The organism is Campylobacter sp. CNRCH_2016_0050h, from assembly GCF_025772605.1.
In the GTDB taxonomy this organism is placed as follows: Bacteria; Campylobacterota; Campylobacteria; order Campylobacterales; family Campylobacteraceae; genus Campylobacter_D; species Campylobacter_D lari_D.
Genome location: NZ_JAKMSK010000022.1, coordinates 1 through 11,023, shown reverse-complemented (window position 1 = coordinate 11,023; position 11,023 = coordinate 1). Strand labels below are relative to the sequence as shown.

General features: G+C 26.8%; 10 protein-coding genes. All 10 read right to left on the bottom strand.

Annotation, left to right across the window (positions count from 1 at the left end):
* Positions 1–114 precede the first annotated feature (114 nt).
* On the bottom strand, positions 115–1,437 hold the full coding sequence (locus L8X28_RS08075; protein ID WP_263666036.1) for a hypothetical protein: 1,323 nt from the start codon (positions 1,435–1,437) through the stop codon (positions 115–117).
* 79 nt (positions 1,438–1,516) lie between these two features.
* A complete protein-coding gene (gmd, locus tag L8X28_RS08070; protein WP_263666035.1) occupies positions 1,517–2,656 on the bottom strand; it encodes a GDP-mannose 4,6-dehydratase in 1,140 nt (379 codons plus the stop codon).
* Positions 2,657–4,024, bottom strand: coding sequence for a mannose-1-phosphate guanylyltransferase/mannose-6-phosphate isomerase (locus L8X28_RS08065; RefSeq protein ID WP_263666034.1), 1,368 nt, complete (start codon positions 4,022–4,024; stop codon positions 2,657–2,659).
* A complete protein-coding gene (locus L8X28_RS08060) occupies positions 4,017–5,267 on the bottom strand; it encodes a protoporphyrinogen/coproporphyrinogen oxidase (protein ID WP_263666033.1) in 1,251 nt (416 codons plus the stop codon). Before L8X28_RS08060 ends, L8X28_RS08065 begins: the two co-directional genes overlap by 8 nt.
* A 40-nt stretch (positions 5,268–5,307) precedes the next feature.
* Positions 5,308–6,342, bottom strand: coding sequence for an NAD-dependent epimerase/dehydratase family protein (locus L8X28_RS08055; protein WP_263666032.1), 1,035 nt, complete (start codon positions 6,340–6,342; stop codon positions 5,308–5,310).
* Positions 6,343–6,345: 3 nt separating this feature from the next.
* Entirely contained in the window at positions 6,346–6,888 is a 543-nt protein-coding gene (locus tag L8X28_RS08050; RefSeq protein WP_263666031.1) for a dTDP-4-dehydrorhamnose 3,5-epimerase family protein, read from the bottom strand.
* Positions 6,872–8,380 carry a sugar phosphate nucleotidyltransferase gene (locus L8X28_RS08045; protein ID WP_263666030.1) on the bottom strand — a complete coding sequence of 503 codons (1,509 nt, stop codon included), beginning with the start codon at positions 8,378–8,380 and terminating at the stop codon, positions 6,872–6,874. The genes L8X28_RS08050 and L8X28_RS08045 overlap by 17 nt, the downstream gene beginning before the upstream one ends.
* 1 nt (position 8,381) lies before the next feature.
* Positions 8,382–9,107 (bottom strand): class II aldolase/adducin family protein, encoded by a 726-nt coding sequence (locus L8X28_RS08040; protein WP_263666029.1) that lies wholly within the window; start codon positions 9,105–9,107, stop codon positions 8,382–8,384.
* Entirely contained in the window at positions 9,097–10,395 is a 1,299-nt protein-coding gene (locus L8X28_RS08035; protein WP_263666028.1) for an HAD-IA family hydrolase, read from the bottom strand. The genes L8X28_RS08040 and L8X28_RS08035 overlap by 11 nt, the downstream gene beginning before the upstream one ends.
* Complete coding sequence (locus L8X28_RS08030) at positions 10,388–10,981, bottom strand: hypothetical protein (RefSeq protein WP_263666027.1); 594 nt, start codon at positions 10,979–10,981, stop codon at positions 10,388–10,390. Before L8X28_RS08030 ends, L8X28_RS08035 begins: the two co-directional genes overlap by 8 nt.
* Positions 10,982–11,023: the final 42 nt, after the last annotated feature.

Sequence of the window (11,023 nt, the reverse complement as noted above, 5' to 3'; positions counted from 1 at the left end):
TTGATTTAATTTCTGGTTTTCTTGAAGAAGATTATCTATTTTAAAAGATTTATACAAATTTCTATTGTATATTTGTTCTAATAAATTATTTACCATCGTATTTTCTTTCATTGGCTATTTATTTTTTGTAAAGTAAAAATATATCTGTTGTGATACATATTTTGCAAAATAAAAAGGATTTATAGAATAATCTGATCTACAATATATTTTTCCAGGATTAACTGTTTTGACATGTTCAATTGGAAAAAAATTTAAATATAAAATTTCCTCATCTTGTTTTTTAATATCATAGTTCTCAACACTACCATAACAAACCCCATATTTTTTAGCAATATAACACGGATAAAGCATATCAGTATTCATATTTCCGATATAAAAATCAACACAATGAGCTATGTTGATTTTTTCCGCAGATGAAAATCCAAATATATTAAAACTTTTAATTTTTAAATTTTTACTCAAAGAATGTATATAAAACATCTCATCCATATTTATCAAACCATAAGCTTCCTTTCCATGATACAAACTAGAGGTTAGACTATCTAGCACAATACATACTTTATCACCATACATTTTTCTTAAACTCTCTGATAATTCAATAATGCCTTGCTCTTGTTCTATCCATTTTCTACCCTGTCTCGCAACACTAATCCAAATTTTATATTTATATTTTATAATTTCTTGCATGACAGAATTTCTAAACTCCGAAGAATTTCTTAGAGAAATATTTTTTAACCAAAAATAAAATTTTTCCTTCATATTAAATGTGCATTCATCTTTAGTAATAAAATTTCTAATAGGTCTCCATACTACAAAATCATTCTCTATAATAAATTGATTCGCTACATCATCACTTATAAATTCATATGTAGTAATATCATCATAGTTTAAATCTATATATTCGTTTTTAACTAAAGAAAGAATAGATATTGTCCTATCTTTCATAATTTTATTTTTTATAATAAAAAATTTACATAAAAAGTCTTGAAAATAATGCCATGGCCTAGGATAACTATTAAGAAAAAGTATTTTTCGCGAAGTTTCTAGTTTTTCATAATTATATATAAAAATTTTATAAAAATCTATATTATTATCATATAGAAAGCTAATTTTCATTTTTAATGTATTTAAAGCATTTTCTACTTGCTCCTCAGAAATTTTAGATAAGATGTTTATCTTATTAGATCCAATGTCAATTACCATATCAATAGAAAATTTTTGAACTAATATAAAAATTTTTTGATTTACTTTTAGAAATAAAAAAACATATTCATCAGATACCAAACTAGTAATAATATAAAACTTCTTATCTTCAATATCATTTTTACCAAATTTCAGTAATTTAAGTAAACACTCATAATTTAAATACCGATATAGTCCTCCACCAATTTGAATATTATATTTTTCTATATTAAACTCTATATTACATGTATGCATTATCACATCTTTATCAATTTTATTTACTTTTTTAGAATATTAATGTTGCTTTATAATTTGTTATAAAAAATATTATGGATTACTCATAATACCTCATTATTTTATATCCACCTTCTTTGAGAAAGACATCTTTATTCATGAGTTTCAAATCATTTTTCATCATATCATTAACTAAATTTTTAAGATCATATTCCCTATTCCAACCTAGTTCTTTTTCAGCCTTAGAAGGATCACCTAAAAGCAAATCAACTTCGGTAGGTCTAAAATATCTAGGATTTACTTTTACTACTACTTGGCCTTTTCGAAGATGGTTAAAATTTAAAGAAAGCTCTTTAACTCTTTGTTGATCAAAATCTTCTATAAAACCCTCTTCATCTATCCCATTTCCTTTAAAATTTAGTTTTATCCCACAGTATTCAAAAGCAAGCTTGACAAAGTCTCTTACTGTAGTAGTTTTTCCAGTAGCTATAACCCAATCATCAGCTTTTTCGTGCTGAAGTATCATCCACATCATTTTTACATAATCTTTTGCATGCCCCCAATCCCTTTTAGCATCTAAATTACCAAGATAAAGTATATCATCTAAATTTAAAGCTATTTTTGCAGCCGCGCGGGTGATTTTTCTAGTTACAAATGTTTCCCCTCTAACAGGACTTTCATGATTAAATAAAATTCCATTACATGCAAACATATTATAAGCTTCTCTGTAATTTACTGTAATCCAATATGCATACATTTTTGCTACCGCATAAGGACTTCTTGGGTAAAATGGAGTTTTTTCGCTTTGTGGGGTTTCTTGTACTTTTCCAAAAAGCTCTGAAGTAGAGGCTTGATAAATTTTAGTTTTTTGAATTAAATTTAAAAACCTTACCGCATCAAGTATTCTAAGAGTTCCTATACCATCAGCATTTGCTGTATATTCAGGTGTTTCAAAGCTAACATGTACATGACTCATAGCAGCAAGATTATAAATCTCATCTGGTTTAATCTCAGCTATTATTCTAGTCAAATTCATAGAATCAGTCATATCGCCATAGTGCAAATAAAAATCATTTTTTTTATCATGATATCCTTCAAATAAATGATCTATCCTATCTGTATTAAATAAAGAAGATCTTCTTTTTATACCATGTACTTCATAGCCTTTGTTGAGTAAAAATTCAGACAAATAAGCTCCATCTTGTCCAGTAACTCCAGTTATTAATGCCACTTTTTTCATTTATATCCTTTTATAATCATCTTCTAATCTTACTATATCATCTTCACCTGTGTATTCACCTACTTGAGCTTCTATGATTACAACAGGAATTTTACCATAATTACTTAAACGATGTTTTTGTCCCATTTTTATATAGATTGACTCATTAGGTCTTACTAAATTTTCCACTCCATCTATTTCTACACTTGCTGTGCCACTTAAAACTATCCAATGTTCGTTTCTGTGAAAATGTTTTTGCAAGGAAAGTCTTTTGCCGGGTTTAACTTCTATGCGTTTGATTTTATATCCTTTTTCATCTTCAAGTATAGTAAAACTTCCCCAAGGTCTATGCGTACAAAGATGATTTTTACTTAGATTTTCATTTTCTTTAATAGCTTCATAAATTTGCTTTACTTTTTGAGATGATGATTTTTTGCCAATTAAAAGTGCATCTTGAGTGTCTATGATAAATATATCATCAAGATCAATTGTAGATATAAATTTCTTTTTATCACTTGCATAGCAAAAAATATTATTAGAATCTAAAAATTTAGCATTCGCATTGGTATAATTTTTGCCATTATTAAACTCTTTAGCTAAACTTTCAAAGCTTCCTACATCACTCCAAGAAATGTCACTAGATATTACTTTTACCTTGTTTGATTTTTCCATTAAGGCATAATCTATGCTTAGTTCTGGAATTTTCTCCATGTCTGCTGATTTGATTTTGATAAAATCATTTTGTATTAAAGCATTTTTATGTGCTTTTAAACAAAAATCATATATTTTTTTTGAATAAGCTTGCATTTGCTCTAAGAAAAAACCAACTTTAAACATAAACATACCTGAATTCCATAAATAACTTCCATCTTCTAAAAATTCTTTTGCTTTTTTTAAATTTGGTTTTTCTATAAAAGCTTCAACATCATGAGTATTTTTAGATTTAATGTAACCATATCCAGTATGTGGGCTATCAGGTTTTATACCAAAAGTAACAAGGTAATTATCATTTACAAATTCTAAAGCTTTAGTTATTGCTTCTCGATATTTTTTTTCATTTTTGATTAAATGATCACTTGGTGTAATTAAAACTATCTCTTCTTTAGGTAAAGATAAACAAGCTAAAGTAATAGCTGCTGCGGTATTTTTTGCTAGTGGCTCTAAAATAAATTTAGTTCTATTTGTATTTGAAATTTGATCAAGAGCTAGAAAATACTGCTCTTCGTTGCATACTATTAAAGTATTAAAGCAAAATTTGGAATTTCTTTGCAAAGCTAACTCAAACAAAGATTTATCATCAAATAATTTCAAAAATTGTTTTGGCATTAGTGTTCTGCTAAGTGGCCAAAGTCTTGTACCGCTACCACCACAAAGAAGGATATTAGTCATGATAATACTCATTTATTATTTTTTTTGCTAAATCTATGGATCTTTTTATACAAACATCCATATTATAATATTCCCATTCACCAAATCTACCATGAGAAATCAATCCAATAAAATTTAAATATTCTAAAGCATTTTTCTTAGATTTCACATAATTTAAATCAAATAAAGGATAAGCATGCTCTGTGATATTATGTGAAACAATTGAATCTAAAAATTCTATTTTTTTTCCTTCTTCTTCAAAAATTTCAATAGGATGTTCTCCTATTATCTCAGTTATACAACAATTTTTATAAGGATACATAAATCTACCTGTATTTATAATTCTATGGATTTTGAAATCTTTATTTGGAATATATGCCCATGTTGGAATAAACTCGGAATTCATTTTCCATAAAACATTACTAACTCTATTAAATTTTAATTTTTCAAAATATCCCAAAATATTATTGGGAATATCTTTTAAAATTTTAGGAATCAAATCCAATGGGCTAGTATTTATTAAGAGATCATATTTTTTTTCACCATTAATAATCCATTGGTTACTTTCTTTTTTAACATCTTTTACTTCGTAATTTATAATAATATCAACTCCTTCTCCTATAGCCTCTATAAAGGTGTTTTGATTGTTTGATTTAGGATAATAAAAGCTAGCATGGGACATTTTATCTGTTGTTTTATCAATCAAAGATTTATAAAAACTCTCTTTTGTTGGAACAGGAAGCTTCATTTGTCTTTCATCTTCTATCCACACATTGTCCATATTTTTCGGAGCTATACCCCAAATTTTAGTATTGTACGGTATAAAATACTCTTTTGCTAAAGTTGGTCCAAAATGATTTATAAACCATTCTTCAAGATTTTTCCCTTTTTCGTAAGAAGCATTAAACATTTCATTAGTTATTCTAAAAGCCAAATTTGGATCAAAATTATTTATTTCTCTAATTGAGAATTCTATAGGATAAGTGATCCAATTTTCTTTAAATAAAATTTCAGCTTTTCTAGGCAAATAATTCCATTTATCTTTACTTAATACGACATTAAAAACAAAATCTAGAACATCACCAAATTTAGAATTAAAACAATGTCCACCATTGACATGATACGCACCACCATTAACATCTCTCGTTCTAGCAATACCACCTACTACATTATATTTTTCTAGAACTTCAACTTCAAATTTATCTTTTAAGAGCCTTGCAACAGACATACCAGATATACCAGCACCAATTATTCCTATCTTCATTATTATTCCTTTAAAACTATTTATTAGCAAATATAATACTTTATTTTAGCAATAAATATTGCTCATACATCATCTTAATACCTTCTTCAAGTTCTATTTTATGCTTCCAACCAAAAGAATGAATTTTAGAACAATCAAGTAGTCTATTCATAGAGCTATCTGGTTTGCTTATATCAAATTTTATTTCACCTTGGTATTGTGTAATTTGCTTTATTAAATAAGCTAATTCTGCAATAGATAAATCACTACCTGTGCCCACATTAATATGTGTATTTTTTATATTATTTTTAGATAGATCACTAAAATTAATATTATTCATTATATATATACAAACATCTGCCAAATCTTCTGAATGTATAAATTCTCTCCTAGTCTTACCTGCACCCCAAAGCTCTATATGTTCTTCATGAATTCCATTGGTATTAAGATAATTTATCGCCTCATCTTGATCTTGCAAGTTAAGATCTAATAAAATTTCACCATACCTCTTTTCATTAAGAAGTTTTGCTAAATGAAATTTTCTAAGCATCGCTGGTAACACCCTGGCTGTTTTTAAGTCATAATCAGCTGTTTTTCCATATAAATTAGTCAATGCAACTGAAATAAAATTAGTATTATATTGTAAATTATAAAATTCACACATTCTAACTCCAGCAATCTTTGCTAAAGCATATGGCTCAGCATTATATTCTAACTCACTTGTAAGCAAACTTTCTTCTTTAATAGGATTGTTTGCATGTTGAGGATACATCCAAGAGCTACCAAAAAAAATTAATTTTTTTACATTTAGACTATACGAATTGAAAAATATATTATTCTGAATTGTTAAATTTTCATATAAAATATCAGCTGGAGCTTTTGCGCCCAAAGCACTCATTTTTGCCGCTGCAAAAAAAACATATTCTGGTTGATTATTATCAAAAAAATTTTTTACAGCACTAAAATCAAGTAAGTTTAATTCTTCTCTTGTTGCATATATTAGATTATTATAACCTAGTTTTTGTAATTTTTCCATTATGGCGCTTCCAGCAGATCCGCGGTGCCCTACTATATAAATCTTAGAATTTTTTTCCATAAATTATTCCTTGCATGTAGCTAAAATATCTCTTTCTGAAAGGATTGGAGATTTTGTTGGCCAATCAACTCCTATTCTCTCATCGTTCCAAGCATAAGTGAATTGGTCATTTGCATCAACATATTCTCCTTTATATGCACATTTGTAATAATACACTGCACTTTCACTACTTACATAATGTGCATTTCCAAATCCAGCTGGAACTAAGATAATTTTTTGGTTATCTTGATTTATTATAAATTTTTCATGTTTTAAATAAGTAGGTGAATCTTGCCTACAATCAACCACAACCTGATGGATTTCTCCATAAACACAAGTAGCTAGTTTATATGTTTTATGATCCCCGTGTATACCTCTTATAACATTATGTCTAGAGTGAATAAATTTATCATGTATAAATTGAAGATTATCTGGCAAAAGTCTATCTATAGTTTCACTTGTAAAAGCTGTCCATATTTCTCCTCGTAAATCTCTAAATTTATTAGGAACTATTATATATACTCCTTTTAAAACTTTTGATTCTTGTATGTTAAATTCTATTGCCATTATTTTCCTTTATATTTATTTTACAAAACCAATACTTATTTTCCAAATACTCATCTGGAGTTCCAAAAGAGAAATAATTATCAACGATTATATAACCTATCTTATGTGTTTTAATTAACAATTCAAATACATTATCTATATAGAATTCACCGTTAGTTTTTATATCTTCTTGGAATATTTTATTTATATATTCTAATAACAAAGAATTTTCCTTAAAATAAAAACTTCCTATCATTACTAAATTTGCATCATTAGATCTATTTTTAACAAAAATATTATCTATTTTATTATTTTCCCCATCTACCCAAGTAAAATAATGCGGATTATTAATATTATATTTAGAAGCATGTGTAACAAATACAATAACTTCATATTCTTTTTGCAATCTTATAAATTCCTTATTAACATGCTTGGCAATCAAATCACACGGAAGAATTAAAACATCACCTGACAAATCTCCACAAGATTCTTTATAAGAATATGCCGCACCAATCTTATTCGGTTTTACGAACCTTATTTCTTGTTTTATATTTTCCCAATATTTTTCATGATCTTGCGCACCAACGCAAATAATATTCGTATCAACATTTTTTAAAGTATCAATTATATTTTCTATAATACTTGTTTTACCAAGAGGTAAAAATGGTTTTGGTTGGTTAAAATTAAGATTTAAAAATCTCTCTCCTCTACCAGCAGATAATATAATAGTATTTTGTATTTTTGTTTTTTCGTTATTAACATCTTGTGAGTTAAGTTTTTCTTTTACATATTCAAAGTCTTTTGGAGTGCCAAATTGATAAAATTTCTCTATAAAAGGATAACATAAAACATTTTCTATATAATTATTAGTTACAGACACATAATATTCCCCGGAAACCATATCTTTGGCTTCTATTTGTTTTTTTATTGCTTCAATAGCCAACTTTAAAGTTCTGAAATAATAGATACCGGAAGAATAATATTCTTCAAATTTATTCTTAGAATTATATTTTTCTATAACTTCATATACTTTATAAGTATCGTCATACACCTTACATGCTGCATATACATTCTCTAAAGGTAATAAATGAGGATGATAACCAGTATAACAAGGAATTATAGCCTGAACATCTAGGTTTTTTTGTGCAAATTGTAGAAAATCCTTATAATTCCATTCTTGTCCAAAATCACAATAGCTAATAATAACTTCCTCATCAAGTATATCTTGCAACTGCGACACCACACCATATAAGCTTCCAGCAGGTCCTAATTTTTCCCCTTTGTAGACAATAATTTTCGCATTAATTTTTCTAGATAAAGCAAAATCTTCAAATTTACTTTTCTCACGCTCTTGAACAATAAAATAAAAAATATCATTTTGAACATCAAAGCATTCAACTACATAGTCCAAGATAACTTTGTTTTTCATAACTTTAATAAAAGGTTTTAATTCTTTATATCCAGCTTCTTTAAATCTCTTGCCTACTCCAGTTGCAGGTATAATAATATTCATTCTAACTCTCACTTTCCATAATTTTTTTTCTATATTGCTCATCAGGTAAATTTAACAGTTTATTAATTTCACTCACTTTTAATGGGTTTAGATTAATTTGTTTTTTAATAGCAATATTCTCCATTGCATTTCTAAACAACCATAGCTCCTCATTAGTCTTATCAACTGCATCATCTGGAGTATAAACAAAATCATTTTGTTCAAAAAATTCACTTTTTAATTGATTATATAATTCTATTATATCTTGAATTTGCTCTGCGTAAATAACAACACCATGATTTCGCAACAACACCACACCCTTTTCTTGATAAGAATAACTTTTACTTAATGCTTCATATAAATCATTTCCGGGTAAGGCAAAATCAATAGTTTCATAATTTTCAAATTTATATTCTTTGGCACATAAATAAGGTAAAATATAAACAGGATGATAGTGTGCTACATATTTATTTTTAAATACCATATGCATTTTAATTTCCATAGATGGCTTCACAATATCTACAGAATAATCTTTGTAATAAGAAAAAGAATTGACATTATTTTTAAAAATAGAAATTTTATGCTCTTTTTTTAAATCCTCACCTGAAGCCTTAATAATAAAATATTCATCATTCTTTATAGAAATATTTCCACCTTTTGATGGGGCATCTAAAATATTACCAAAAATTTTACGCAACTCTTGGTAGTCTTTAATACACCCATCAAGCTTTTTATTATTATACATCATTTTCCATTACCCATCTATTTTTCAAAATCAGATCAAAAATATCTTTTACGGTTTGGATTAAATCTTCATATCTACCAGTATATTCTTTTTGCAAGTAATTATTTAACAATATATCCCTTAAACGTATTTTAAAAATACCATCTCTAACTATAATTAGAAAATTTGCATTGTCTTTTTGTTTTTCAAGATATTTTTTATAATCTTCCTCTCGTTTTTGTATAGTATCTATAATCTTAGAATGACTATAATTTCTTTCTTTACTATCTCTATTTATCTTCTGTTTATCTGCTTCATCTGAATCAATATATATTTTGATTTTTACAAAATCTCCTATAACCTCTTGATATAAAGTATGTAAACCCTCTATAATCACAATATCTAAATCTTTAATCTCAATCTCATTGGATTTAACAATCACTCCATTTTTATGATCATATAATGGTATACATAGTTTATTCCCTATATCTTGATAGATATGTTTTATATCCATGGCCAACTGAATAAGATTATTTGCTTCTGGATTGTAGTGTGTTACCCTCTCCCACATCTTAGAGTGCCTTTCATATTTATGATAACCATCTGTACTAATAATAAAACTTGCATATATCTCATCAATAGCATTACTCAAAGTAGTCTTTCCACTTCCACTTTTTCCAGAAATTGAAATCAGTAACTTTGAACAATTATATGGATAATAATTTATCCTATACCCCCCGCCTAGAAAATTATCGGCGATAGAATCTCCAATCATTACAATTTCTTCTTCATCAATAAATTTCCCATAAAGCTCTAAAGCTCTATCAACAAGCGCTTTATTTGGTTTTTCAAGCTCAAATTCTTCAGAGCATACCAAATAATCAATCATATTTGTCAAATTTGCACAATTTAGTTTATGGATTTGCTCAATAAAATAAAAGTTTGTTATAGCTATTACTTTTTTATTAAGACTTTTAACAAAACATAAAAATTCAAACATTGTTTTATCTACTTTTAAATTTCTTGCAAAAATAGAAATGTATAACTCAAACATTTCACTAGCTTTTGAAAAATGAATATTTTTATTTTCACAGATAATTTTAAAATACAATTCTTTTTTATGATGATTTGCAGATAACCCCCTCTTTGCAATCATCTTTTTTGCTAGATCATAATCTTCTAATGTAAAATTATATTGTTTCATTGTAGCCTCTAAGGCATTTTTATGTGCAAATGTGTAATTAAACAAAGTATTATCAATATCAACCATAATAAGTTTATATTTTTCAGCTATTTTTCTTAAATTAAACATACATACTCCATAAATCAGGCTTTTTAGTACACACAGAAAATCCTTTTGGTAGAATACTTTGAATAGGTTTTATAAGTTTCATATATGATAGATCGTATAACTCAGGAGAAACCAATATAGGTTCAACTTGCTCTAATTTTGGCTTGATATTATAAATAAATTCTTGATAATCCTTAATATCAAAACTAGAAAATTGTGAGTAATCTACCCATGCATATTTAGGTTTACTAATATCCATAAGTTTTTCATTATAAGATTCCACATCTGAAATTCTAATGATAAATTTACCTTGATATCCATTTTTTGACAATCTTAAAATGTCTGGAATTTGAGAGTCTAAAAAATAATACTCAAAATTATTACCGAGTAATTCTATAATTTTTTCTTCCAATCCAGATTCTTTTACATTGCAAATAATAGGGATATTTTTCATAAACTGAATTTTTTCTTTAAAAAAAGGATACAGGGAATTTTTTTCTAGTAGATCGTGGTTTAATACTAATTTTTCATTATATCTCAAGTCAATTTCTATGCCATAATTTTCAATAAACGATTCTAAATTATTTTGGCGATGTAAAAATATCATCTTATATCCTTTTTTATATAAAATTCCCTTTTCAACTTCCTA

Coding starts and splice junctions, on each gene's coding strand:
- L8X28_RS08055 (WP_263666032.1), bottom strand. CDS start 6,342: ATGGAAAAAAATTCTAAGATTTATATAGTAGGGCACCGCGGATCTGCT.
- L8X28_RS08075 (WP_263666036.1), bottom strand. CDS start 1,437: ATGCATACATGTAATATAGAGTTTAATATAGAAAAATATAATATTCAA.
- L8X28_RS08030 (WP_263666027.1), bottom strand. CDS start 10,981: ATGATATTTTTACATCGCCAAAATAATTTAGAATCGTTTATTGAAAAT.
- L8X28_RS08060 (WP_263666033.1), bottom strand. CDS start 5,267: ATGAAGATAGGAATAATTGGTGCTGGTATATCTGGTATGTCTGTTGCA.
- L8X28_RS08045 (WP_263666030.1), bottom strand. CDS start 8,380: ATGAATATTATTATACCTGCAACTGGAGTAGGCAAGAGATTTAAAGAA.
- L8X28_RS08050 (WP_263666031.1), bottom strand. CDS start 6,888: ATGGCAATAGAATTTAACATACAAGAATCAAAAGTTTTAAAAGGAGTA.
- L8X28_RS08035 (WP_263666028.1), bottom strand. CDS start 10,395: ATGTTTAATTTAAGAAAAATAGCTGAAAAATATAAACTTATTATGGTT.
- gmd (WP_263666035.1), bottom strand. CDS start 2,656: ATGAAAAAAGTGGCATTAATAACTGGAGTTACTGGACAAGATGGAGCT.
- L8X28_RS08040 (WP_263666029.1), bottom strand. CDS start 9,107: ATGATGTATAATAATAAAAAGCTTGATGGGTGTATTAAAGACTACCAA.
- L8X28_RS08065 (WP_263666034.1), bottom strand. CDS start 4,024: ATGACTAATATCCTTCTTTGTGGTGGTAGCGGTACAAGACTTTGGCCA.